The sequence below is a fragment of the Salinihabitans flavidus genome (assembly GCF_900110425.1).
Lineage (GTDB): Bacteria > Pseudomonadota > Alphaproteobacteria > Rhodobacterales > Rhodobacteraceae > Salinihabitans > Salinihabitans flavidus.
Map to the genome: position 1 here is coordinate 38,687 of NZ_FODS01000016.1, position 23,815 is coordinate 62,501.

Sequence of the window (23,815 nt, forward strand, 5' to 3'; positions counted from 1 at the left end):
ATCGGCCCGGTGAACAGGGCGCACGGTGAGACATTGTTAACCTTTGGCCGTCTCCAAGCGGCGCGCGCGCAGGCGGGCGGAAAACACGCCCGGACCGGGATGGCGCATTGCCCCGGCCACGCGCCTGCGGTATTTCGGGCAAGACATTTTCCCGCTGAAAGCCAACCCATGTCCAGTATCTGCCAGATCGAGATCGACGACCGCAACCTGCCGCCCCCCACGCCGGAGATCGAGCAGGAGCGCAAGGTGGCCATGTTCGATCTGCTGGAAGAGAATTCCTTTGACCTTCCGGCGCGGGACGACCGGGCGGTGCCGGACGGGCCATATCACGTTTCGCTGTCGATCCGCGACAAGCGGCTGGTGTTCGATGTCGCCGCGCAGGACGGCGGGCCGGCGGTGGAATTTCACCTGTCGCTTTCGCCCTTCCGGCAGGTGGTGAAGGATTACTGGCAGATCTGCGAAAGCTATTACGAGGCGGTCAAGAATCTGCCGCCGAGCCAGATCGAGACCATCGACATGGCCCGGCGCGGCATTCACGACGAGGGCGCGCGCATCCTTGCCGAACGGCTGGAGGGCAAGGCGAAGGTGGACAACGACACGGCCAGACGGCTTTTCACCCTGATCTGCGTACTGCATTTCGGGGGATGACGGGCATGGGGGGGGAGCTTCCGCAATCTGTTCTGTTCTGCTGCGACCACAATTCCGTGCGCTCGCCCATGGCCGAAGGCATCACCAAGAAGTTCTACGGCACCGACAGCTATGTGCAGTCCGCCGGAATCAAGAATGATCTGGAGATCGACGGCTTCGCCATCGCCGTGTGCAAGGAGATCGGGGTGGAGTTGTCGCGGCACCGCTCGCGCAGTTTCGAGGAGCTGGAGAAGATGGGCGATCAACTGTCGTCCTTCGATCTGGTGGTGGCGCTGTCCCCCGCGAGCCTGAGCAAGGTGGAGGAGATGACCCGCTTCTACCATCTGGAGGTTGCGTTCTGGCCGATCACCGACCCGGCGGGGCAGGGCGAGACGCGCGAAGACAAGCTCGCGGCCTATCGCGACACGCGCGATCAGATCGTTGCGAATCTGACCGCGCACTGGGGGCCGGCGCGCCGGGCGTGAGGCCGGGCGGCCCACCGAACAATCCGGTGCGTGCCCGCGAGTGCGCCCCCTGTTCACACTGGTGTTACTTTCCGGGCGGATGAGGCATTCGGGTGGATTTCATCACGGTTTTGAGCGTGACATTGACCGATTAATGCTATTGTTTCCCCCAAGATCGCGCAACAAAAGCACCGGGGTTCATGTCCATTCTTCGTCAGATGATACTGTCCGTCCTCGTTCTGGCGGGGGCCTTGTATCTGTGGATTGCCTATGTTCCGTCGGCGCGGCCGATGCTTGACCGCCTCGGAGTGTCGGAGCTTCTGGGGATCGAGGTCGCGCAGAACGAAGAGGAGAACGGCGCCGGGCCCGGCTTTGGCGGCGGGGCGACGCGCGTGGTGGTCGAGGAGGTCACCGAGCGCACGCTGGCCGACAGGGTGCGCGCCATCGGCGACGGGCAGGCGCGGCGGGCGGTGGTCGTGCGATCCGAGACCGTGGGGCTGGTGACAGAGCTGCATGTGGCGCCGGGCGGGCAGGTCGACTCCGGGCAGGTGGTCGCGCAGCTTCAGAACGAGGCGGAGACCATCGCGCTGGAGCGTGCGCAGATCATGGTCGAGGATGCGACGGACAACCTTCGCCGGCTTCGCCAACTGGAGGGAACGGTCACAGAGGTGCGCCTGCGCGAGGCCGAACTGGCGCTGCGCACGGCGCAGCTCGAATTGCGTCAGGCGCGTCTCGATCTGGCGCAGCGCGAGATCCTGGCGCCGATTTCGGGCCGGGTGGGCATCATCGACGTGGAGGTGGGTGAGCGGGTGGCCGCGCAAGAGGCGCTTTTCACCATCACGGATCGCTCTGCGCTGCTGATCGATTTCCGGGTGCCAGAGCGTGTGATCTCACAGCTTTCGGTCGGCATGCCCGTGACCGTGACCCCGCTGGGGCTTCGCGGGACGGTGCTGAACGGGGAGATCAGCGCCGTTGATACCATCGTGGACCGTGCCAGCCGCACCCTGCGGGTGCAGGGCCGGGTGGAGAATTCCGAGGATCTCTTGCGTGTGGGCATGGCCTTTGAGGTCGAGATGAGTTTTCCGGGCGAGACGCTTGTGTCGATCGCGCCGCTGGCACTGCAATGGTCGAGCGAGGGGGCCTTTGTCTGGGCGGTGCGCGAGGGCAAGGCGGCGCGCGTGCCCGTCGAGATCCGCCAGCGCAATGCCGACAGCGTGCTGGTCGAGGCCGATCTTGCCCCCGGTGAGGCAATCGTGACCGAAGGTGTGCAGAACCTGCGGCCCGGCGCGGCGGTCGAGGTTGCCAATGGACGAGACGAGGTGCGCGCCACATGGACCCCGGACCGCCCCGTGAGGACCGAATGAGCGACGCCGGCGGCCCGCCCCGCACCTCGGGCATGGCGCTCTTCGTGCGCCGGCCGATATTGGCCTTCGTGCTCAGCGCGTTGATCGTTCTGGCGGGGCTGGCCGGGTTGTTCGGGGTCGAGATCCGTGAATTGCCCAACGTGGACCGCCCGGTCGTCACCGTCACCACGCAGTTCCCCGGCGCCTCGCCCGAGATCGTGGATCAGGAGTTGACCGGCCGGATCGAGGGGGCGGTGGGCCGCGTGGCGGGGGTGCGGTCGATCTCGTCCAACTCCCGTTTCGGGCGCAGCCGGGTGACGCTCGAATTCAACGATTCTGTGGATATCGACGTGGCCGCCACCGATGTGCGCGACGCGGTGTCGCGGATTGCGCCGCAGATGCCCGAGGAGGCCGAAGACCCGCAGGTGGTCAAGGCCGACGCCAATGCCAGCGCGGTGATGCGCATTGCGGTGACTTCCTCCGGGCGTTCGCCGCAGGAGCTGACCCGGATCGTGCGCGAGCAGGTCGAGGACCGGCTGATTTCGATCGACGGGGTGGCCGATCTTCAGATTTATGGCGACCGGGAGCCGATCTTCCGGGTCGATGTCGATCTGCTGGAAGTGGCGAGCCGGGGGCTAACGCTGGCCGACATCGCGCGGACGCTGGACAACGTGGCCTTCGATGCGGCGACTGGCGATCTGACCGGGGACCGGCAGTCGATCAGCGTGCGCACCACGGCGACGGTGTCGAGCACTCAGGCGTTCGAGGCGCTGAAGATCGCGCCGCATGTGGTGCTGGGCGATGTGGCGCGGGTGACGATGGGGCCGGCGCCCGATGAGACGATCCTGCGCGCCAACGGGCAGATGGGCCTTGGCATGGGGATCATCCGGCAGGCCACGTCCAACACGCTGGAGATATCGACTGCCGTGCGGGCGGTAGTGGCGGAGCTTGACCGCACGCTGCCCGAGGATATCAGCATATTCGTCACCTCCGACGACGCGGTGTTCATTCGCGGGTCCATTCAGGAGGTGGTCAAGACGCTGGGCCTTGCGATCAGCATCGTGATCGTGGTGATCTTCGTGTTCCTGCGCAACCTGCGCGCCACGCTCATTCCGGCGCTGACGCTTCCCGTGGCGCTTATCGGGACGATCGCGGCGATCTATCTGGTGGGGTTCTCGGTCAATATCCTGACGCTTCTGGCGCTGGTTCTGGCGACGGGCATGGTGGTGGACGATGCGATTGTCGTGCTGGAGAACATCGTGCGCCGAAGGTCGGAAGGCATGGGCGCACGGGCGGCCGCCGTTCTGGGCACGCAGCAGGTGTTCTTCGCAGTGGTGACGACCACCGCGACGCTGGCGGCGGTCTTCGTGCCGCTGTCGTTCCTGCCCGGTCAGGCGGGCGGGCTGTTTCGCGAGTTCGGCTTTACGCTGGCGATGGCGGTGATGCTGTCGTCGGTGGTGGCACTGACGCTCTGCCCGGTGCTGGCGAGCCGCCTGCTGGCCAGCCCGCCCAAGCAGGAGGCGCGCGGACCGATGATCTGGCTGGGCAACCGGCTTGCCGCGCTCTACCGCGTGACGCTGCGCGGGGCGCTGGCGAACCCGGCTGTGATCGTGCTTGTCGCGGTACTGTTTTCCGTCACGGCGGTTTTCGTGGCCGGCGGCATCCGGCAGGAGCTGACCCCGCGCGAGGATCGCGCTGTCGCGCTCATGCGGGTGACGACGCCGCAGGGGGTGTCGCTCGATTATACCAACGCCAAGATGCAGGAGATCGAGGACGTGGTGGCGCCGCTGCGCGAGGCCGGGGAGATCGTCAATATCTTCGCGATCACCGGCTTTGGCGCGGACAATGTCGGTTTCATGGTCTTCACGCTTGCGAAATGGGATGAGCGCGCGCGCAGCCAGGATGAGATCGTGGGCGACATCAACAGCAGGCTGCGGCCCCTGATCGGGATGCGGGCCTTTGCGATCCAGCCCAATTCGCTGGGAATTCGCGGGGCGGGGCGGGGGTTGAGCTTTGCCATCACCGGCGACGATTACGGCCAGCTTGCCGACGTCGCGCAAACCCTTGTCGAGCGGATGCAGCAAAACCCGGCGATGGGGCAGGTGCGGCTGGAATACGAGACCACGCAGCCGCAGCTTTTCATCGAGATCGACCGGACGCGCGCCTCGGATCTGGGGATCGACATCACCGGGCTTGGCAGCGCGCTGCGCGCGGCGCTCAACGGGCGGTCCGTCGGGGAGGTCTTCATCGGCGACAGCAGCTATGACGTGCAGCTTCTGTCCACCAGCGATCCGGTGAACGACCCCGGCGATCTGGAAAACATCTTCGTGCAGAGCGGTGACGGCAAGATGGTGCCGATGTCGAGTTTCGTGACCCTTGAGGAACGGGCGGTGGCGCCCGAGCTTGACCGCGAGGGCCAAAACCGGTCGGTCGAGATCTCCGCCGGGCTCACGCCCGAGCTTGCTCTGGGCGACGCGCTGTCCGAGGTGCGCGGGATGGCCGATGAGATTCTGGCCGAGCAGAACCGCATCGTGCCACTGGCGGAGGCGGCGACGCTGGACGAGACCAACAGCGGCCTGTTCCTGACCTTCGGCTTTGCGATGATCGTGGTGGTGCTCGTGCTGGCGGCGCAGTTTGAAAGCTTCATCTCGGCCTTCGTGGTGATCGTGACGGTGCCCATCGGGCTGGCCTGCGCGATCTTCGCGCTGTCGTTCACCGGGCTGAGCCTAAACGTCTACAGCCAGATCGGTCTGGTCATGCTGATCGGGATCATGGCCAAGAACGGCATCCTGATCGTGGAGTTTGCCAATCAGCTTCGCGATGCGGGGCAGGATGTGGCCTCTGCCATCACCGACGCCAGCACGATCCGCCTTCGGCCGGTGATGATGACCATGGTCTCCACCGTCTTCGGGGGGGTGCCGCTTATCCTGTCGTCGGGCGCGGGGGCGGAAGCGCGCGAGGCGCTCGGCTGGGTGATCGTGGGCGGGCTTGGTCTGGCGACGCTGTCCACGCTTTACCTCACGCCCGTCGCCTATCTTCTGCTGGCGCGGTTTTCCAAGCCGCGCGCCGAGCAGGAGGCGCGGCTTGTCCGCGAGTTGCAGGAGGCGCAGGCGGGCGCCTGAGTCCCGGGTGGCGGCGGTCTCAGCGGAGGTCCGACAGCACCTCTGGCAGGGCGCGGGAGAGCAGCTCCATCTCACGCTCGGGGCCGCAACTGATGCGGATGCAGCGATCCTGTGGCGGCACGAAGGGCATGCGCACGAAGATGCCGCGCGCGGCTAGCCCGCCCAAGACCGCGCGGGCATGGCGCCCGTCGCGGCCGCAATCGACGGCGACGAAATTCGCCGCAGAGGGCAGCGCGGTGAGCCCGTTGTCGGCGGCGATGCGGGTGATCGCCTCGCGCGAGGCGGCGACCTTGCCGCGCACCTCGTCAAGCCAGTCCTGATCGGCGAGCGCGGCCAGCGCCCCGGCCTGCGCCATGCGGTTCATGCCGAAATGGTTGCGGATCTTGTCGAAGTTCGAGATCAGTTCCTTCGCGCCCATGGCATAGCCCACGCGCGCCCCGGCCATGCCGTAGGCCTTGGAAAAGGTGCGCATGCGGATCACGCGCGGGTCGTCCACGTCATAGCGCGCCTCTGTCCCCTCGGGGGCGAATTCGACATACGCCTCGTCCAGCACCAGAAGCGTGCCGTCGGGCAGACGGTCGAGCGCGGCCGCGATCCGGTCGCCGCTGTGCCAGCTTCCCATCGGGTTGTCGGGGTTGGACAGGTAGACCAGTTTCGGGCGCAGGCGCGCGGCCTCTTCCATCAGCCCGTCAAGATCTTCGGCGTCGTCGCGATAGGGCAGCTTGTGCAGCACGCCGCCAAAGCCGGCGACGTGGTAGTTGAAGGTCGGATAGGCGCCATCGGAGGTCAGCACCGTGTCGCCCGCCCCCACGGTGAGCCGCACCAGATAGCCGAGAAGACCGTCGATCCCCTCACCGACAAGGATGTTGTCGCGGGTGACGCGGTGGAAGGCGGCGAGCGCCTCGCGCAGGTCGTGACTTTTCGAATCGCCGTATTTCCAGATATCGGGGGCGGCGTCGCGCATGGCGGCAATGGCCTTGGCCGAGGGGCCGAAAATGCTTTCGTTCGCACCCAGACGCGCCACGAAGGGGCGGCCTGTGTCGCGTTCCTGGGCCTCTGGCCCGACAAAGGGCACGGTGGCGGGAAGGCTGGCGGCAAGCGGGGTGTAACGTGGTCCGGTCATGGCGTGCAGATTGGCGCAAGGCCGGCGCGGCTGCAAGGGCCTGCGAACCTCACGTCAGGGTGGATTTCGCCGGTTCGTGCGGCCAGACTGTCGCAAAGTCTGCAAAGGGGGCGTCATGGCCAATGTATCGTTGAAGATCGAGGATCACGTCGCGCATGTGACGCTTATGCGCGGGGAGAAGATGAACGCGCTCAGCTTCGAGCTGGTCGAGGAGTTGATCGCGGCGGGCGAGTCGCTCATGGAGCGCGGCGATGTGCGCGCGGTGGTTTTGTCCGGGGAGGGCAAGGCGTTCTGCGCGGGCATGGATGTGGCCAATTTCGCCACGTTGGCGGGGCAGGACCCCTGGGCCCGGATCATGCCGCGTAGCCACGGCAACGCCAACCTGTTTCAGCAGGTCGGCCTGATCTGGCACAAGCTGCCCGTGCCGGTGATCGCCGCGCTTCAGGGGGTGGCCTATGGCGGCGGCTTTCAGATCGCGCTTGGCGCGGATGTGCGGATCGCGGCGCCGGGCACGAAGCTGTCGATCATGGAGATCAAATGGGGCCTGATCCCCGATATGGGGGGCATGGCGCTTCTGCCGCATCTGGCGCGGTCGGACGTGATCCGGCGGATGACCTATACCGGCGATCCGGTGGAGGCCGAGCAGGCGGAACGCTGGGGCCTTGTGACAGAGATCGCGGAGGACCCGCTGGCCGCCGCGCGGGAAATGGCGGCGCAGATCGCGGGGAAGAGCCCGTCGGCCATCCGGGCGGCGAAAGCGCTGATCGGCTATGCCGAGGCGCATTCGGGCGATGCCGATGCGGTGCTGCTTGAGGAAAGCCGGGCGCAGGCGGCGCTGATCGGGCAGCCGGACCAGATGGAGGTGATCGCCGCGAACCTGCAAAAGCGCGCGCCGGTGTTCAGGGGTTGAGCGGTCAGAGCGCGCGGCGCATGGCCCCGCGGCCCAGAATGACCGTCAGCACCGCGGCCAGCCCGAAGACCGCCATGGTGATGGAGATGGCGCGATGGCTGCCGTCGAAGAGCGCGGAAGCCAGCAGGGCCGCGCCGGAGGCGGCGATCATCTGCATCGCCCCCATGAGCGAGGCGGCGAATCCGGGGTATTCGGAGGCCGGCTCCATCGCGGCGGCCAGAGAGGTGGGCAGGATCATCCCGAAGGCCAGCACGTAAAGACAGACCGCGCCCCAGAACACCTGAAGGCCCGGTTCGCCAAAGGCCAGCGCGATATGCAGCGCCGCGCCGAGGGTGAGCAGGATCATCGCGATGGTGCCGACCTGCCGCAGTGAGACATGGCGCAAAAGCTGCCCGGCGATGAGCGCGGCGCTTGTGTTGATCAGCGCGGCAATGGCAAAGAGTGCACCGAAGGATTCCGGCGGCACGCCATAGCGGGTTTCGGCGATGATCGCCCCGGTGGCCCCGACGGAGGCGTAGCCCCCGAAGGTGAGCGAGCCGGCAATCGCGGGCGTCAGGAAAGCGGGCGAGGACAGCAGCCGCCGCGTCGCCACACGCAGGAACGACAGGGTGAAGCGTTCGGGGCGGCGCGTGCCCGCCGGATGGCGCAGGATCAGCGCGGCATAGGCGATAAAGGCCAGCGCCAGCGCGGTGAGCGCGATGAACACCGCGCGCCATGAGAACAGCACCAGCAGCCCCGATCCGAGCACCGGGGCCAGCATCGCGGCCACGGTCAGGATCGCGCCCAGAACGGTCATCATCCGCGCCGCGTCGGTGCCGGAGGCCACGTCGCGCACCATCGCCCGCGCGATGACCGGCGCGCCGCCCATCAGCCCCTGCACGAAGCGCGCGGTGAGCAGAAAGCCATAGCTAGGCGCGAAGGCGCAGGCGAGGCTGGCCAGCGCGAAGCCCGACAGGCTCAACAGCAGCGAAAAGCGGCGACCGAAGGCGTCGGAAAACAAACCCCAGAAAAGCTGCCCGATGCCATAGGCGACGAAATAGACCCCCACGAGCAGCGCGCCGCGGCTTTCGTCCACGCCGAAGGCGCGCGCGACCACGCCGGTCATCGGCAGGACGATATCCACCGACACCGCCGAAAGTGCCGTGATTCCGCCCATGAAGAGCATGGTGTCGGTACGGCTGAGCGAGTGTCTGGTCATGGCGGCGGGGCGGTCCGGGTCGGGCGCGGGCGGCCTGTGTCAGACCTCTCGGCGCAGGTGACGGGGCGGGCACGTCCTGCGCCCGCCCCTGATCGTGTCAGCCGAGTTCTGCCAGCCGCGTCAGCGCGGTCTTGAGCTTGGCCTCTTCCTCTTCGCGCTGATCAAGGTTGGCGCGGGTTTCCTCGACCACCTCGGGCGGGGCGCTTTCGGCGAATTTGGGGTTGTCGAGCCGTCCGCGCAGCCCCTTGATTTCCTTGGCCAGCTTGGTCAGCGACTTTTCCAGCCGGGCCTTTTCCGACTCCACGTCGATGATGTCGGCCAGCGGCAGGCCGAAGGTCGCGCCTTCGGCGGGCACGGTGATGCACCCCTTTGGGAAGCTGTCGACCTTTTCAAGGCTGTCGATGCGGGCAAGGCGTTTGATCAGCGTCTCGTTGCGCGACCATGCCGCCTCTCCGGCCGTGTCGATCTCGCTGACCAGAACCGGGATATATGTCCCTGCGGGAACGTGCATCTGCGCGCGGGCCGAGCGGACATTCTCGATCACAGAGATCACCCAGTTCATTTCCCGGTCGGCCTGCTCGATCACCAGATCGGACGCGGCATAGGTGGGCCAGTCGGCGTGAACGAGCATCTTGTCGCGGGCCGAGAGCGTGCCCCACAGCTCTTCGGTGATGAAGGGCATGATCGGGTGCAGCATGATCAGGCATTGATCGAGCACCCAGCGCATGACCTGCCGGGTCTCCTGTTGCGCGGCGGCATCCTCCCCCTGCAAAAGCGGCTTGGAAAACTCCACATACCAGTCGCAGACCTTGCCCCAGACAAAGGCATAAAGCCCGTTCGCGGCATCGTTGAAGCGGAAGGCGGCAAGGGCGGCGTCCACCTCTTCGCGCACCTTGGCGGTTTCCCCGATGATCCATTGGTTCACCGTCTGATCCGCGTCGTTGCCGGCGCCATAATCAACGGCGGGCAGGTCCGCCTCGAACACGCCGTTCATCTCGGCGAAGCGGCAGGCGTTCCAGATCTTGGTGCCGAAATTGCGATAGCCGGCGATGCGCGCGGTCGACAGCTTCAGATCGCGCCCCATCGCGGCCATCGCGGTCAGGGTGAAGCGCACGGCGTCGGCGCCGTAATCCCCGATCAGGTCGAGCGGGTCGAGCACGTTGCCAAGGGACTTGGACATCTTCTTGCCGGACTCGTCGCGCACGAGCGCGTGGACATAGACGGTATCGAAGGGCTTTTGCCCGACCACGGCATATTGCATCATCATCATCCGGGCGACCCAGAAGAAGATGATGTCGAAGCCGGTGATCAGGACCGAGGTGGGGAAATACTTGCGCAGCTCCTCGGTGTCCTCGGGCCAGCCGAGCGTGCCGATGGGCCACAGGCCGGAGGAGAACCACGTATCCAGCACATCGGGATCGCGCCAGACCGGATAGACGAGTTTGGTAGGATCCTGATCGATCGCGTAATGCGCCAGGGATTCGGCCAGCATGTGGATTGCGGCGTGTTTGTCCTCCACTTCGACGATGCGGGCATCGGCGATGGGATGGGGGGTGTCGGCCAGTTCGGCACGGAAGGCGCGCAGCACCGCATCGAAATCAGCGGCGCAGTGATGCACGTCGCCGGCGTGAAGCATCCCGCCCTCGTTCAACAGGCGCCCCAGTTCCACCAGATCGAGAGAGCCGTCTCCCTCATCGTCGCGGAAATCGGCGGCGCCGAGATCGAGCCCATACCAGACCGGGATCTGGTGGCCCCACCACAGTTGCCGCGAGATGCACCATGGCTCGATATTCTCCAGCCAGTGGAAATACACCTTGCGGTCGCGTTCGGGCAGGATCTTCGTCTCACCGCTGCGCACCGCGTCGAGGGCGGGGCCGACGATCTTCTCGGCGTCCACGAACCACTGATCGGTGAGCATCGGCTCTATCACCACCTTGGAGCGGTCGCCAAAGGGTTGCATCACCGGCTTGTTTTCGACGAAGGGCTCAGGGCCGTCCTCGCCGTCGGTCATCACGGCGAGACCTTCCTGCGTAATCTCCTCGATCACCCGCTCGCGGGCCTCGAAGCGATTCAGACCGCGCAGTTCGTCGGGCACGAGGTTGATCGCGTCGATCTCGTTCTCGGAGAACGCCTCCCCGTCGATGATGCGCCGGGCGAGCGCGGCAGCCTCTGCATAGGGGGCGCCGTCGTCGCGCATGTGCGCGCTGGTGTCCATCAGGCGGTAGCAGGGAATGCCACCGCGTCTGGCCACGGCGTAGTCGTTGAAGTCATGCGCGCCGGTGATCTTCACCGCGCCGGAGCCGAAATCCGGGTCGGGGTATTCGTCGGTGATGATCGGGATCAGGCGGCGGTGTTCCTTCGGCCCCACGGGAATTTCGCAGAGTTTTCCGACAATCGGCGCATAGCGCGCGTCATCGGGATGGACCGCCACGGCGCCATCGCCGAGCATGGTTTCGGGCCGCGTGGTGGCGATGGAGATGTAATCGCGCTCTTCTTCCAGCACGATATTGCCGTCCTCGTCCTTTTCCACGTAGGTGTAGGTTTCGCCCCCCGCGAGCGGGTATTTGAAATGCCACATGTGGCCGGGGGTTTCGATATTCTCCACCTCCAGATCGGAGATGGCGGTCTCGAAATGCGGGTCCCAGTTGACCAGACGCTTGCCGCGATAGATCAGCCCCTTTTCATGCAGATCCACGAAAACCTTGATCACCGCGTCATGAAAGTTGCCATCTTCGCCCTCGGGCGCGGCGGGGGCGCCGGACATGGTGAAGGCGTTGCGCGACCAGTCGCAGGAGGCGCCGAGGCGCTTGAGCTGGTTGATGATCTGCCCGCCGGACTGCTGTTTCCATTCCCAGACCCTGGCGATGAACTCCTCGCGCGTGAAATCGGTGCGGCGCTTGCCCTCCTTGATCAACTCGCGTTCGACGACCATCTGCGTGGCGATGCCGGCATGATCCTGTCCCGGCTGCCAGAGCGTGTCGTGCCCGCGCATGCGGTGCCAGCGGGTCAGGATGTCCTGAAGCGTGTTGTTGAAGGCGTGGCCCATGTGCAGCGAGCCGGTCACATTCGGTGGCGGGATCATGATGCTGAACGTCTCTGCCCCCGGTTTCGCGTTTGCGCCGGCGGCAAAGCAGCCTGCCGTTTCCCATGCGTCGTAAAGGCGGCTTTCGGCCTGGGTCGCGTTGAAGGTCTTTTCCATCGCCATTGTGCTTGATCCTGCATGATCCCGGTGTTTCGCATCGTCTATCGAATTGCCGTGGCAAGGGAAAGCCGGTTGTCGCGCATCTGCCATGGCTGCGGCGCAATGACTGGTGGGGCGCGCAATCGGCTTAAACGCGGGATCAGGTCGTGCTATGGGCCTGTCATGGCAACCGACATTCAAGACGCTCCGATGCAGATCGCGCAACAGCGGTTCAAGCTGCGGGTCTGGATCACCTCCAGGCTCTGGGCGCAGGTGATGGCAGGAATGGTTCTGGGCTTTGGCCTCGGCCTGCTGATGAGCGAGGCGACGGGGCTTGTCCCGCCCGACGTGGCCGAGGTGGCCGGGCTCTGGCTGGCCTTGCCGGGACGGATCTTTCTGGCGCTGATCGCGATGGTTCTGATCCCGCTTATATTCTCGTCGATCGTGGGCGGGCTGGCCGGGGCCGGATCGGGCGAAGAGTTGCGGTCTGTCGGCCTGCGGCTGGCGGCGTTCATCCTCGTGACCACGACGGTGGCGGCGGGCATCGGCGTGGCGCTGGCCCAATGGCTGCGACCGGGCACGGGGCTTGCCGGGTTCTCCGTGCCCGTGCCCGCCCCGGCGCCGGTGTCGCAGGGCGAGACCCTGCCCGACGCGCCCGACCTGAGCGCGCCCGCGACCCTGCCGGATCTGATCGCCGACATCCTGCCAACCAATCCCACCGCCTCGATTGTGCAGGGGGACATGCTCGCGGTCGTGGTGCTGGCGTTGCTGGTCGGCGTTTCGGTCACGCAGGTCCAACGCAGCCGCGCCGCGCCGTTTCTGGCGCTGATGGAGGCGCTGCTGTCGATCTCCATGAACATCGTGAAATGGGCGATGTTTCTGGCGCCTTTCGCGGTGTTCGGGCTGATGGCGCAGCTCGTGATGCGTATGGGGTTTGAAACCATGCTCGGGATCTCGGGCTATGTGGGCGCGGTGCTGCTGGGGCTGGCCGGTCTGCTGTGTCTATACCTGTCGATCGCGTTCCTGTTCGCGCGGGTGACGCCGCTGCGCTTCATGAAGGCGGCGGGCAGCAACCTGTTGCTGGCCTTCTCGACCTCCAGTTCCTCGGCGGTGATGCCGGTGACGATCCAGTCGGCGCGTCAGCTCGGCGTGCCGGAGAATATCGCCAATCTGGTGGTTCCGCTGGGGGCGACGATGAACATGGCGGGCACCGCGCTGTATCAGGCGGTGGCCATTCTCTTTCTCGCGCAGCTTGCCGGGATCGAGCTTTCGGCGGTGCAAATCGGGGTGGTGGTCGGAACGCTTGTCGCCTCGAGCATTGGTGCGCCCGGCACGCCGGGCGTCAGCATCGCCATTCTGATCAACGTGGCCACGAGCATGGGTATTCCGGTGGAGGGGATGGTGATCATTCTCGGCGTCGATCGCCTGCTCGACATGTGCCGCACGGCGGTCAATGTCACCGGCGATCTGGTGGCGGCGGTGCTGTTCCGCGCGGTCGGTCAGACGGGGGAGACGGCCGCGTCCTGATCGGAGCGCGCGTTCCGCGCGCGCAGTGTCACTTTAGCGTTCAGGGCACGCAGGCCCATGTGAGTAGGCGCTCAGGCCGCGCAGGCCCCGGGGCTCTGCCCCGGACCCCGAGGTATTTCACCCGAAAAGAGGCGGCGGTCGATCAGGGCGCGCGGTCGAGTTTGGTGGCCAGGTGGATCAGGCTTTCGGAACTGTGCACGCCGCGCGCCTCTCCGATCCGGTCGAGGGTGGCGTCAAGCTCTTCGGTGGTCTGAGCGGCGATCTGCACGATGAGATCCACCCGGCCCGAGGTGGTGTGCACCCTTTCCACCCCCGGCAGCGATTTGAGCCGCGCGAGGACGGCGGGCCCGGAGCGCGGCTCTATCGCCACGAGCGCGGTGGCGCGGATCGGGGGGCGGGCCTGCGGGCCGGGACGCAGGGTGTAGCCGGCGATTGCGCCCGACGCTTCCAGCCGGTCGATGCGGGCCTGCACGGTGGTGCGCGCCAGACCCAGTTGCCGAGCGAGCGTGGCCACAGGCGCGCGGGCATTCTCGGCCAGACGGGCGAGCAGGGCGCGGTCGGTTTCGTCGAGTTGCATCATTATTTGGTCATTTTGCCGTCAATTCGCTGCGATTCTATCAGATCGCCACGCGGAATCGACGTGAATTCCCCACAGACTGAAAGAAAACGGGACATGAGGTAGGACAATGCGCAGTCAACCGGCTCTATGGCCGTCGCCGATCCGGCACATGGTGAAGATGCAGCCCGACGCGCCGGTGCTCTATTTCGCACCGGAGGTGTTGCAGGCCAGCGCACGGCGGTTCGTACGGGGATTTGGCGGGCTTGTGACCTATGCGGTCAAGGCCAACGCCGATCCGGCGGTGCTCGACAATCTTGTCGGGGCGGGGATCGGGGCCTTCGATGTCGCCTCTCCGGCAGAGATGGCGCAGGCGCGGGCGGCGCATCCGCGCGCCCTTCTGAATTATCACAACCCGGTGCGGTCGCGCGCGGAGATTGCCGCGGCGATGGCGCATGGCATCGCAAGCTGGTCGGTGGATTGCCCGCGAGAGTTGGAAAAGCTCTCCGAGGTGCCGCGCGAGGGCACGCGGATCGCGGTGCGCCTGCGTCTGCCGGTGGCAGGGGCGGCCTATGACTTCGGTGAGAAGTTCGGCGCCGACCCGGCGCAGGCGGTGGTGCTGCTTCGGCGCGCGGCGGCGATGGGGTTCGCGCCCGCGATGACTTTTCATCCCGGCACGCAATGCGCCGACCCCGAGGCCTGGGCGGTCTATGTGCGCGCGGCGGCGGAGGTGGCGCGGCGCGCGGGAGTGCGGCTTTGCCAGTTCAACGTGGGCGGCGGGTTCGCGGCGCACCGCGCGGGGGAGGCCCCCGATCTGGAGGCGATCTTCAGCCGCATCGCCACCGAGGTCCGCGCGGCGTTCGGGCCGGACGCCCCGGCGCTGGTTTGCGAGCCGGGGCGCGCAATGGTGGCCGAGGCGTTCACGCTGGCGCTTCGGGTGAAGGCGGTGCGTGCGGGCGGGGCGCTGTTTCTCAACGACGGGATCTATGGCGCGCTGATGGAGTTGCGCGATATCGGCCTGCCCGCGCGGATCGAGGCGCGGCGCCCCGATGGTGGCGCGGTGCCGGGCGCCCCGGTGCCGCGGGTGATTTTCGGGCCGACCTGTGACAGTCTCGACCGGCTGCCGGACCCCATGCCGCTGCCTGACGGGATCGCGGAGGGCGACTATGTGCTGATCCGCGCGATGGGGGCCTATGCGGCGTCGCTGTCCACGCGGTTCAACGGCTATGGCGCGCAGGAGATCGTGACCGTCACCGCGCCGTGATCGGGTGCGCACTGGACAGCACAGCGCGGCGCGTTAGTGTCGGCCCCGAGTCCAATGCGCGAAGGCAGGTCATGGAGAAGTTCGGAAAAAGCCAGTCAATCAAGCGGGTGGAGGACGTGCGGTTCCTGACCGGCGGGGGCCGCTATGTGGACGATATCGCGCCCGAGGGGGCGCTTTATGCCCATGTGTTCCGCTCGCCCGTGGCCCATGCGTCGATCACCGAACTGGATGTGAGCGCGGCGCGGGCCGCCGAGGGGGTGCACCTGGTGCTGACGCTCGACGATCTGGAGACGGCCGGGATGAACGTGGCGATGCGCGCCAACCTTCAGAAGAACCGCGACGGCAGTCGGGGGGCGGCGCCCGAGCGGCCCATGCTGGCGCGCGGCAGGCTGCGTTTTGTGGGCGAGGCTGTGGCGCTCGTCGTGGCGGACACGCCTGAGCAGGCGCGCGATGCGGCCGAACTGATCGAGCTGGAGTATGAGGATCTGCCTGTCTCGCTCAATCTGGCGCCGGGGGGCGAGACGATCCACCCAGAAGCGCCCGGGAACCGCGCCTTCGACTGGGCACTGGGAGAGGCGGATGCCGTGCGGGCGGCGTTCGATGCGGCGGCGCATGTGGTGTCGCTTGAAGTGGGCGACAACCGGGTGATCATCAATTCGATGGAGCCGCGCGGATGCTATGCCGAATGGGATGGAGCGCGGCTTCATCTGTGCGTCAACGGGCAGGGTGTCTGGGGCGCGAAGGATCAGCTTTGCAACGCCTTCGACCTTCCGCCCGAAGCGGTGCGCGTGACCACGCCGGACGTGGGCGGCGGTTTCGGCATGAAGGCGATCGTCTATCCCGAGAGTTTCGTGGTGGCGCAGGCGGCGAAGGCATTGGGCCGTCCGGTGCGCTGGATGAGCGAGCGGGGCGAAGCGATGCTGAGCGATCATGCCGGGCGCGATCTGGTGTCCGTGGCGGAGATGGCCTTTGACGCCGATCTGAAAGCGACTGGCTATCGGGTGCGCACGCGCTGCAATCTCGGTGCCTACAACTCCGGTATGGGGCAGATGATACAGACCCAGCTTTTCAGCCGGGTGTTTCCTGGGGTCTACGATCTTCAGAACACACTTCTGGAGGTGGAGGGATACTACACCAACACCACGCAGGTCGATGCCTATCGCGGCGCGGGGCGGCCCGAGGCGATCTATGTGATCGAGCGGTTGATGGATCGTGCGGCGCGCGAGCTTGGGGTGGACCCCTGGGAGTTGCGGCGGTGCAATTTCATCGCGCCGGGGGCTTTCCCCTACGAGAGCGCCACGGGCGAGATCTATGACGTGGGCGATTTCCCGCGTGTGCTCGACCATGCGGAGCGGGCGGCGGACCGGGCCGGGTTCGACGCGCGCCGGGAGCGGAGCGAAGCGCGGGGAAAACTGCGCGGGATCGGGCTTTGTTACTATATCGAAAGTATTCTGGGCGATCCTTCCGAGGGCGCAACGGTGGAATTCAACGCGGATGGTGGCGTGACGATCTATGTCGGCACACAATCGAACGGGCAGGGGCATGAAACGGTCTATGCCACGTTCCTGAGCGATCAGACCGGGATTCCGGCTGAGCGTATCTCTGTTGTGCAGGGCGACAGCGACCTGATCGCGAAGGGAGGCGGCACCGGCGGGTCGCGCTCCGTCACCACGCAGGCGAACGCCACGCTGGCGGCGGTGGACAAGATGATCGCCGCCTTCCGGCCGTTTCTGGCCGAGAGGATGGGGGTGGCCGAAAGCGCCGTTGGTTTCGATGACGAGAGGTTTCGCGCGGACGGGTCGAACCTGACGCCGACGATGATCGAGGCGGCCGAGATGGCACGCGCGGCGGGGCGCGAGGATCTGCTGCGCCATGAGGCGCGCGCCCGGCTCGAGGCGCGGTCCTTTCCCAATGGCGCGCATGTGGCCGAGGTGGAGGTGGATCCAGAGACCGGCAAGGTCACGCTTGACCGCTACACCGTGGTCGATGATTTCGGCAACCTGATCAACCCGATGCTCGTCGAGGGGCAGGTGCATGGCGGCGTGGCGCAGGGCGTGGGTCAGGCGCTGTGGGAGCGGAGCGTGCATGACGCGGAGGGGCAGTTGCTCACGGCAAGTTTCATGGACTACGCGATGCCGAGGGCCGATGATCTTCCCCTGTTCAGGTTCGAGACGGAGCCTGTGCCCTCCACCGCGAATGTGATGGGCATGAAGGGCTGCGGTGAGGCGGGGACAGTGGGCGCGATGGCCGCGACGGCGAATGCGGTGCAGGATGCGCTTTGGCAGCGCGGGGTTCGACAGGCGGATATGCCCTTCACCCCGCATCGGGTATGGAGCATGTTGAACGGTGAGCTTCACAGGGCTGACTAAACGGCTTTTCGGATGGCTTGGCCGCCCCTGGCGGCTGGATCATTCCAAACCCGGTCGGGGCCGGGGGGCGCAAACCCATGTGATCATCCTCGACGGGACGATGTCCACGCTGGAGCCGGGACAGGAGACCAATGCCGGTCAGACCTATCGCCTGCTTCAGGAGATGGGCGCGCAGGTCTCGCTCTACTACGAGGCGGGGGTGCAGTGGTCCGACTGGCGCACCACGCCCGCCGTGATGATGGGGCGCGGGATCAACCGGCAGATCCGCCGCGCCTATGGGTTTCTCGCCTCGCGCTATCGGCCCGGAGACCGGATTTTCCTGATCGGCTATTCGCGCGGCGCCTTTGCGGTGCGATCGCTGGCGGGGGTGATCGACCGGGTCGGGCTTTTGCAGGCGCGCCACGCCACGGAGCGCAATATCCGGCAGGTCTATCGTCACTACGAAAGCGCGCCCCAGGGCGACGCGGCACGCGATTTCGCCCGGCTCTACTGCCACCACCATGTCGAGATCGAGATGGTCGGGGTCTGGGACACGGTCAAGGCGCTGGGTTTGCGGCTGCCGCTTCTGTGGCAGTTCTCGGAAGCCAGGCACGAGTTTCACAACCATCACCTTGGCCATTCGATCCGGCACGGGTTTCACGCGCTGGCGCTGCATGAGACACGCGAGGTGTTCGCGCCGGTGCTTTGGGAGTGTCCGCCGGACTGGGCCGGGCGGGCCGAGCAGGTCTGGTTTCGCGGCGCGCATGGCGATGTGGGCGGGCAGCTTTCCGGGTTCGAGGCGGCGCGGCCGCTGGCCAATATTCCGCTGGTGTGGATGCTCGAGCGGATGGAGCAGTGCGACCTGCCGCTTCCAGAGGGATGGCGCGGACGGTTCGAGATCGACCCACAGGCCCCGTCTGTCGGCACCTGGCGGGGATGGGGCAAGATGTTCCTGCTGCGCAAGCGCCGCGGTGTGGGGCGCGATGTGTCAGAGCGTCTTCACGAGAGTGCGCAACCCCTGCCCAGCGAGGACCCCCCGGCACAGAATCTATCGGGTTCGCGGGCCTGACGCGTGGATGCGCCGGGGGCTTTGCGCCCCCCGACCCCCGCAAGGTATTTGCGCCGAGAAGAGGGGCGGGACGGTGGACAAATCCGGCCGTAAACATGAGACTGTGCCCGACGACACGGCAATCCGAGAAGGAGAGAGTCATGGCTGCACGTCCCCCCGTATGCGAGTTCGGCCTGCCCGCGCCGGAGTTCGACCTGCCCGCCACCGACGGCCAGCGCTATCGGCTGGAGGATATTCGCGGCGAGGCCGGCACGCTGATCATGTTCATCTGCAACCACTGCCCCTTCGTGCTGGCGGTGCTGGACCGGATCGTGCGCGATGCGCGCGATCTGCAGGCACTGGGCGTCGGGGTGGCGGCGATCTGTTCCAACGATGCGGCGACCTATCCGGATGACAGTTTCGACAACATGGCGGTTCTGGCGCGGGAGAAGGGATTTCCCTTTCCCTATCTGCATGACGAGGATCAGAGCGTGGCGCGCGCCTATGGTGCGGTCTGCACGCCGGATTTCTTTGGCTACAACGCCGATGCGCAATTGCAGTATCGCGGGCGGCTGGATGCCTCTGGCCGCCATCCGGCGCCGGAGGGGGCACCGCGCGAGCTTTACGAGGCAATGCGCCAGATCGCACAGACCGGGCAGGGTCCGCGCGATCAGGTGCCTTCGATGGGTTGTTCGATCAAGTGGAAAGCGGCGTGAGCGGCGCGGTTGTCTTTGATCTGGACGGAACGCTCGTTCACAGCGCGCCCGACATACACGCCGCTGTCAACCGCGCGCTGGCCGAGCAGGGGCAGGAGCCGCTTTCGCTTGGCGCGGTGACAGGGTTCATCGGCGACGGGGTGCCCGCGCTGATCGCGGGGGTGGCGGACGACCGCGGCATTGCGCCGGAGCGGCGAGAGACGCTCATGGCGCGGTATCTGTTTCATTACAACGCCGATTCGGTCGCGCTCACCCGGCCGTTTCCGGGGCTGGAGAGGACCCTGTCCACGCTCATCGGGTCGGGGCATCGGCTTGGCGTGTGCACCAACAAGCCGGAAGGATCGGCGCGCGACATCCTGCGCCTGCTTGGGCTCGATCGGTATTTCGAGGTGGTGGTGGGGGCGGGCAGCCTGCCGCAGCGCAAACCGCATCCGGCGCCGCTTCTGCATTGCTTTGAGCGGCTGGACGCGCAGGGTGTCTATGTCGGGGACAGCGAGGTGGACGGCGAATGCGCCGCGCGTGCCGGGGTGCCGTTCCTGCTCTTCACCGGGGGGTATCGCAAGCGCCGGGTGGCGGAAATCCCGCATCGGGAGGCCTTTGGCCGGTTTGCCGATTTGCCGGGACTTATGGCCGCGCCGGCGGCATGAGGCGGATCACCCCGCGGGCAGCGCGTCCATGACGATGCAGGTGGTGGAGCCGGTGGCGTAGAGGCGGTCGTCCTTTATGCCGCGAATCTCGCCGTTGGCGATACCGGTGGAGCGGCCCGCGTGCTGCACCGTGCCGATGGCGTCCACCGTGGTGCCGATCGGGATCGGGCGGATGATATTCACCTTGTATTCCAGCGTGGTATAGACCTTGCCGCGTGGCAGTTCGGTCATCACCGCGCAGGCCATGCAACTGTCGAGCGCCGCGCCATACCAGCCGCCGTGCACCGTGCTCATGGGATTGGTGACGCCGAAACCGGGCGTGCCGCGAAACACCACGCGGCCCTTTTCGGCATGCACAGGCCAGAAGCCCATCGTGGCGCCTATGGGCGGGCCGGCCAGCTTGCCGTCGATCATGTCCTGCATGAACTCGAGCCCGCTGCGCGAGAGAACCTCGGCCATGTCGGGCATGTCGTCGATGGTCTGGGCAATGAAACGGTCGGCCATCCTTGTTCCCCTTGTCATTCGGGCACAGGATGGCCGCAAACCCGGAGCGGGTGCAATGCGGGCGGCGTGTTACGCGACGTTCTCGAGCTTGATCTCCGGCTTGATGCCGAGCGCGAAGCAGACATCGCGCGTCAGTTCGGGCCGGTTGAGCGTGTAGAAATGCAGCGCGTCCACGCCCTCGTCGATCAGATCGGAGCACAGCTCCGTACAGATGGCGGTGGCCAGCAGGTCGGCACGGTCGTCGCGCAGCGCCTTGTCGAAGGCGTCATCGAGCCATGCGGGGATATAGGCGCCGCATTTGCTGGCGAACTTGCGCGCGCCGGTCCAGTTCTCGATGGGAAAAATGCCGGGGGTGATGGGCGCGTTGATCCCGGCCTTGGCGCAGGCATCGCGAAAGCGCAGGAAGCTATCGGCCTCGAAGAAAAACTGCGTCACCGCCTCGTCGGCGCCGGCGTCGATCTTGGCCTTGAGCCAGTCGATGTCGGCCTGCATGTCGGCGGCTTCGGGATGCTTGTCGGGATAGGCGCCCACGCGGATGGTGAACTTGCCGGTATCCGCCAGCGCCGAGATCAATTCACAGCTATTGGCGAACCCGTCGGGATGGGGGGTGAAATGGTCGCTTCCCTTGGGCGGATCGCCACGCAGGGCAACGATTTCCTTGACCCCGGACTTGGCGAATTCATCAGCGATTGCAAGGGTTTCGTCGCGGCTTGCGTTCACGCAGGTAAGATGGGCGGCAACGTTCAGCCCGCTGGATTTGTGCAGCGTGGCGACCGCATCGCGGGTCAGATCGCGCGTCGTGCCGCCGGCGCCATACGTCACCGAGACGAAGCGCGGGTTGAGCGGGGCCAGCACCTGCACGGTATCCCACAGGCGAAAGGACGCCTGAAGGTTTTGCGGCGGGAAGAACTCGAAGGAGATACTCGGTGCGGGCATGGGGCGGCTTTCCGTTTTTCAGTGTCCCGCTCTTGTCGCAGTTCGGGCATTGTGAGACAACTTCATAATTCTCAAGAACAACATGAGCGAAATATGAAAATGCACATCGAGTTCCGCCATCTGCGGACGGTGAAGGCGATCTACGAGTGTGGGGGGCTGGCGCGGGCCGCCGAGAAACTCAACATCACGCAGTCGGCGTTATCCCATCAGATCAAGGGGTTGGAGGATCAGGCGGGGGTCGAGCTGTTCGTGCGCCGGTCCAAGCCGATGACGCTTTCGGCGGCGGGGATGCGGTTGTTGCGGCTGGCGGAGCGTATTCTGCCGGAGGTCGAGGCGCTGGAGCAGGAGTTCAGCGGGCTGCGGGACGGCTCGTCCGGGCGGCTGCATATCGCGATCGAATGTCATGCCTGTTTCGAGTGGCTGTTCCCGGTGCTGGAGCAATTCCGCAAGACATGGCCGGATGTGGATGTGGACATCCGCCCCGGCCTTGCCTTCGACGCGCTGCCGGCGCTGATGAAGGAGGAGGTGGACCTTGTGGTGTCGTCGGACCCGGAGGATCTTCCGGGGGTCGATTTCCTGCCGCTGTTCGACTATGCCCCTGTTTTCGTGTCCTCTTCTCAGCATCCACTGGCGATGCGGGAGTATGTCGAGGCGGAGGATTTTCGCGGCGAGACGCTGATCACCTATCCGGTGGAACGCTCGCGGCTGGATGTCTTCTCGCAGCTTCTGACCCCGGCGAAGGTGGAGCCGGCGCACATCCGGCAGGCGGAGCTGACGGCGGTGATCCTGCTTCTGGTGGCGTCGAATCGGGGGGTGGCGGTGCTGCCCGACTGGGTGGTGCGGGAGGTGAAATACAGCTCTGACTACGTGACGCGGCCGCTGACGCCGGCGGGGCTGACGCGGCGGCTTTATGCGGCGGTGCGGCGGGACGATCGGGACAAGCCCTATATGACCGATCTTCTGGGGCTGGCGCGGCGGGAGGCGGAGCGGATGCAGGCGGCCTGAGCGCGAATCGGGTCAAGTCGTTGTTAACGCTGAAAAACCCATGTCGGTAAAACGTCGGTATTTTGTCGGTATCGCGTCGGTGGCGATGCCCGGATTTCGCATGGTGAACAGGGCGTTCGGTGCAAAGGCGTGAAGATCGGGTAAAGACCGGGGACCGGGCGGCAGATCGCACGCCCCGGACCCCGGAGTATTCGCGGCAAAGATGAAGGCAGGCGGGACGCCGCGCGATGGCGCGCCCCGTGCCGCGATCAGACCAGTTTCACCACCGTCTTGCCGGTATTGCCGCCCTTGAGCATCGCCATGAAGGCGTCGGGGGCGTTCTCCAGCCCTTCGGTGATGTCTTCGAGGTAGGAAACCTCGCCGCTGGCGACCTTGGGCGCGACCTCTTCGAGGAAATCGGGCAGGCGGTGGTAGGCGTCGAAGATGATGAAGCCCTGCACCAGAAGCCGTTTCACGAGGATCGCGCGCCATGCGGCGGGCAGCAGGTTGCGATCCCCGAGATCGGCGCCGCTATACCATGCGATCATGCCGCAGAGCGGTATCCGCCCGCCCACGTTCATCAGCGGCAGCACCGATTCCAGCACCTTGCCGCCCACATTCTCGAAATAGATGTCGATCCCGTCGGGGCATTCGGCGGCCAGCGCCTCTCGCAGCGAGGCCGCGTCGGGGTGGGCGCGATGATCGAGGCAGGCGTCGAAGCCGAACGTTTCGACCGCGAGGCGGCATTTCTCCGGCCCGCCGGCGATGCCCACGGCGCGCAGGCCCCGCGCCTTTGCCAGTTGCCCCACCATGGAGCCGACGGGGCCGGTGGCGGCGGCCACGACGAGGGTTTCGCCATGCTGCGGCTTGCCGATGCTGGTCAGCCCGTGCCACGCGGTCAGCCCGGGCATGCCCAGTACGCCGAGCGCGGTGGAGATGGGCGCGAGATCGGGGCTGAGTTTTTGCAGGGCCTTCGCGGGCAGCACGCCGTGGCTCGCCCAGCCGAACATGCCGAAGGCGAACTCGCCGGGCTTGAACAGGTCGCTGTTCGAGGCGATCACCTCGCCCACGGCGCCGCCTTCCATCGTCTGGCCGACCTCGACCGGTTTGGCGTAGGATTTCGCGTCGTCCATGCGCCCGCGCATGTAGGGGTCGAGCGAGAGGTAATGCACCCTGACCAGCACCTCGCCGTCGCCCGGTTCCGGCAGGGGGGTGTCCTCAAGGCGGAAGTTGACATGGGCGGGCGCGCCTTCGGGGCGGCTGGCCAGAACGATGCGTTGCATGGTGTCGGTCATGGGGTGTCTTTTCCGTTCGCTG

General features: G+C 66.2%; 19 protein-coding genes. 12 read left to right on the forward strand and 7 right to left on the reverse strand.

The window, feature by feature from the left end; genetic code table 11:
• Nucleotides 1–168: 168 nt before the first annotated feature.
• From BMW66_RS13095 to BMW66_RS13110, 4 genes are all read left to right on the forward strand, one after another.
• Nucleotides 169–648, forward strand: coding sequence for a UPF0262 family protein (locus tag BMW66_RS13095; RefSeq protein ID WP_093119159.1), 480 nt, complete (start codon nucleotides 169–171; stop codon nucleotides 646–648).
• Nucleotides 649–653: 5 nt separating this feature from the next.
• Nucleotides 654–1,112, forward strand: a complete 459-nt coding sequence (locus tag BMW66_RS13100) for an arsenate-mycothiol transferase ArsC (RefSeq protein WP_093119160.1) — start codon at nucleotides 654–656, stop codon at nucleotides 1,110–1,112.
• A gap of 197 nt (nucleotides 1,113–1,309) precedes the next feature.
• Nucleotides 1,310–2,455 carry an efflux RND transporter periplasmic adaptor subunit gene (locus BMW66_RS13105; RefSeq protein ID WP_245729480.1) on the forward strand — a complete coding sequence of 382 codons (1,146 nt, stop codon included), beginning with the start codon at nucleotides 1,310–1,312 and terminating at the stop codon, nucleotides 2,453–2,455.
• Nucleotides 2,452–5,556, forward strand: a complete 3,105-nt coding sequence (locus BMW66_RS13110; protein ID WP_093119162.1) for an efflux RND transporter permease subunit — start codon at nucleotides 2,452–2,454, stop codon at nucleotides 5,554–5,556. Before BMW66_RS13105 ends, BMW66_RS13110 begins: the two co-directional genes overlap by 4 nt.
• 19 nt (nucleotides 5,557–5,575) lie before the next feature.
• Here BMW66_RS13110 and BMW66_RS13115 read toward each other — a convergent pair whose 3' ends face one another.
• Entirely contained in the window at nucleotides 5,576–6,679 is a 1,104-nt protein-coding gene (locus BMW66_RS13115) for a pyridoxal phosphate-dependent aminotransferase (protein WP_093119236.1), read from the reverse strand.
• Nucleotides 6,680–6,794: 115 nt separating this feature from the next.
• On the opposite strand from BMW66_RS13115, the gene BMW66_RS13120 reads away from it, so the two are divergent.
• Nucleotides 6,795–7,589 carry a crotonase/enoyl-CoA hydratase family protein gene (locus tag BMW66_RS13120; RefSeq protein WP_093119163.1) on the forward strand — a complete coding sequence of 265 codons (795 nt, stop codon included), beginning with the start codon at nucleotides 6,795–6,797 and terminating at the stop codon, nucleotides 7,587–7,589.
• A gap of 4 nt (nucleotides 7,590–7,593) precedes the next feature.
• Here BMW66_RS13120 and BMW66_RS13125 read toward each other — a convergent pair whose 3' ends face one another.
• A complete protein-coding gene (locus BMW66_RS13125; RefSeq protein WP_093119164.1) occupies nucleotides 7,594–8,787 on the reverse strand; it encodes an MFS transporter in 1,194 nt (397 codons plus the stop codon).
• A gap of 97 nt (nucleotides 8,788–8,884) precedes the next feature.
• Nucleotides 8,885–11,992, reverse strand: a complete 3,108-nt coding sequence (locus tag BMW66_RS13130; RefSeq protein ID WP_093119165.1) for a valine--tRNA ligase — start codon at nucleotides 11,990–11,992, stop codon at nucleotides 8,885–8,887.
• A 159-nt stretch (nucleotides 11,993–12,151) separates the two neighbouring features.
• On the opposite strand from BMW66_RS13130, the gene BMW66_RS13135 reads away from it, so the two are divergent.
• A complete protein-coding gene (locus tag BMW66_RS13135) occupies nucleotides 12,152–13,495 on the forward strand; it encodes a dicarboxylate/amino acid:cation symporter (protein ID WP_175483245.1) in 1,344 nt (447 codons plus the stop codon).
• A 142-nt stretch (nucleotides 13,496–13,637) separates the two neighbouring features.
• Here BMW66_RS13135 and BMW66_RS13140 read toward each other — a convergent pair whose 3' ends face one another.
• Entirely contained in the window at nucleotides 13,638–14,072 is a 435-nt protein-coding gene (locus BMW66_RS13140; RefSeq protein WP_093119238.1) for an Lrp/AsnC family transcriptional regulator, read from the reverse strand.
• A gap of 151 nt (nucleotides 14,073–14,223) precedes the next feature.
• On the opposite strand from BMW66_RS13140, the gene BMW66_RS13145 reads away from it, so the two are divergent.
• The 5 genes from BMW66_RS13145 (at nucleotide 14,224) to gph (ending at nucleotide 20,074) form a co-directional block, all read left to right on the forward strand.
• Nucleotides 14,224–15,315, forward strand: coding sequence for a type III PLP-dependent enzyme (locus tag BMW66_RS13145; RefSeq protein ID WP_342741867.1), 1,092 nt, complete (start codon nucleotides 14,224–14,226; stop codon nucleotides 15,313–15,315).
• A gap of 71 nt (nucleotides 15,316–15,386) precedes the next feature.
• Nucleotides 15,387–17,684 carry a xanthine dehydrogenase family protein molybdopterin-binding subunit gene (locus tag BMW66_RS13150; protein WP_093119168.1) on the forward strand — a complete coding sequence of 766 codons (2,298 nt, stop codon included), beginning with the start codon at nucleotides 15,387–15,389 and terminating at the stop codon, nucleotides 17,682–17,684.
• Nucleotides 17,662–18,732: a DUF2235 domain-containing protein gene (locus tag BMW66_RS13155; RefSeq protein WP_093119169.1), complete on the forward strand. Its 1,071-nt coding sequence runs from the start codon at nucleotides 17,662–17,664 to the stop codon at nucleotides 18,730–18,732. The genes BMW66_RS13150 and BMW66_RS13155 overlap by 23 nt, the downstream gene beginning before the upstream one ends.
• A gap of 140 nt (nucleotides 18,733–18,872) precedes the next feature.
• Nucleotides 18,873–19,427, forward strand: coding sequence for a thioredoxin family protein (locus tag BMW66_RS13160; protein ID WP_093119170.1), 555 nt, complete (start codon nucleotides 18,873–18,875; stop codon nucleotides 19,425–19,427).
• A complete protein-coding gene (gene gph, locus BMW66_RS13165) occupies nucleotides 19,424–20,074 on the forward strand; it encodes a phosphoglycolate phosphatase (protein ID WP_093119240.1) in 651 nt (216 codons plus the stop codon). Before BMW66_RS13160 ends, gph begins: the two co-directional genes overlap by 4 nt.
• 6 nt (nucleotides 20,075–20,080) lie before the next feature.
• Here the strand turns inward: gph and BMW66_RS13170 are convergent, their stop codons facing one another.
• Together BMW66_RS13170 and metF are read right to left on the reverse strand one after the other, a co-directional pair.
• Nucleotides 20,081–20,578, reverse strand: coding sequence for a PaaI family thioesterase (locus BMW66_RS13170; RefSeq protein WP_093119171.1), 498 nt, complete (start codon nucleotides 20,576–20,578; stop codon nucleotides 20,081–20,083).
• A gap of 69 nt (nucleotides 20,579–20,647) precedes the next feature.
• Complete coding sequence (metF, locus tag BMW66_RS13175) at nucleotides 20,648–21,514, reverse strand: methylenetetrahydrofolate reductase [NAD(P)H] (protein ID WP_093119172.1); 867 nt, start codon at nucleotides 21,512–21,514, stop codon at nucleotides 20,648–20,650.
• A gap of 99 nt (nucleotides 21,515–21,613) precedes the next feature.
• Here metF and BMW66_RS13180 point away from each other — a divergent pair, with 99 nt between their 5' ends.
• The gene (locus BMW66_RS13180) at nucleotides 21,614–22,519 is read left to right on the forward strand and encodes a LysR family transcriptional regulator (RefSeq protein WP_093119241.1); all 906 of its coding nucleotides are present in this window, start codon (nucleotides 21,614–21,616) and stop codon (nucleotides 22,517–22,519) included.
• A gap of 248 nt (nucleotides 22,520–22,767) precedes the next feature.
• Here BMW66_RS13180 and BMW66_RS13185 read toward each other — a convergent pair whose 3' ends face one another.
• The gene (locus BMW66_RS13185) at nucleotides 22,768–23,793 is read right to left on the reverse strand and encodes an NADP-dependent oxidoreductase (protein ID WP_093119173.1); all 1,026 of its coding nucleotides are present in this window, start codon (nucleotides 23,791–23,793) and stop codon (nucleotides 22,768–22,770) included.
• Nucleotides 23,794–23,815: the final 22 nt, after the last annotated feature.

Coding starts and splice junctions, on each gene's coding strand:
- BMW66_RS13095 (WP_093119159.1), top strand. CDS start 169: ATGTCCAGTATCTGCCAGATCGAGATCGACGACCGCAACCTGCCGCCC.
- BMW66_RS13100 (WP_093119160.1), top strand. CDS start 654: ATGGGGGGGGAGCTTCCGCAATCTGTTCTGTTCTGCTGCGACCACAAT.
- BMW66_RS13105 (WP_245729480.1), top strand. CDS start 1,310: ATGATACTGTCCGTCCTCGTTCTGGCGGGGGCCTTGTATCTGTGGATT.
- BMW66_RS13110 (WP_093119162.1), top strand. CDS start 2,452: ATGAGCGACGCCGGCGGCCCGCCCCGCACCTCGGGCATGGCGCTCTTC.
- BMW66_RS13115 (WP_093119236.1), bottom strand. CDS start 6,679: ATGACCGGACCACGTTACACCCCGCTTGCCGCCAGCCTTCCCGCCACC.
- BMW66_RS13120 (WP_093119163.1), top strand. CDS start 6,795: ATGGCCAATGTATCGTTGAAGATCGAGGATCACGTCGCGCATGTGACG.
- BMW66_RS13125 (WP_093119164.1), bottom strand. CDS start 8,787: ATGACCAGACACTCGCTCAGCCGTACCGACACCATGCTCTTCATGGGC.
- BMW66_RS13130 (WP_093119165.1), bottom strand. CDS start 11,992: ATGGCGATGGAAAAGACCTTCAACGCGACCCAGGCCGAAAGCCGCCTT.
- BMW66_RS13135 (WP_175483245.1), top strand. CDS start 12,152: ATGGCAACCGACATTCAAGACGCTCCGATGCAGATCGCGCAACAGCGG.
- BMW66_RS13140 (WP_093119238.1), bottom strand. CDS start 14,072: ATGCAACTCGACGAAACCGACCGCGCCCTGCTCGCCCGTCTGGCCGAG.
- BMW66_RS13145 (WP_342741867.1), top strand. CDS start 14,224: ATGGTGAAGATGCAGCCCGACGCGCCGGTGCTCTATTTCGCACCGGAG.
- BMW66_RS13150 (WP_093119168.1), top strand. CDS start 15,387: ATGGAGAAGTTCGGAAAAAGCCAGTCAATCAAGCGGGTGGAGGACGTG.
- BMW66_RS13160 (WP_093119170.1), top strand. CDS start 18,873: ATGGCTGCACGTCCCCCCGTATGCGAGTTCGGCCTGCCCGCGCCGGAG.
- BMW66_RS13170 (WP_093119171.1), bottom strand. CDS start 20,578: ATGGCCGACCGTTTCATTGCCCAGACCATCGACGACATGCCCGACATG.
- metF (WP_093119172.1), bottom strand. CDS start 21,514: ATGCCCGCACCGAGTATCTCCTTCGAGTTCTTCCCGCCGCAAAACCTT.
- BMW66_RS13180 (WP_093119241.1), top strand. CDS start 21,614: ATGCACATCGAGTTCCGCCATCTGCGGACGGTGAAGGCGATCTACGAG.
- BMW66_RS13185 (WP_093119173.1), bottom strand. CDS start 23,793: ATGACCGACACCATGCAACGCATCGTTCTGGCCAGCCGCCCCGAAGGC.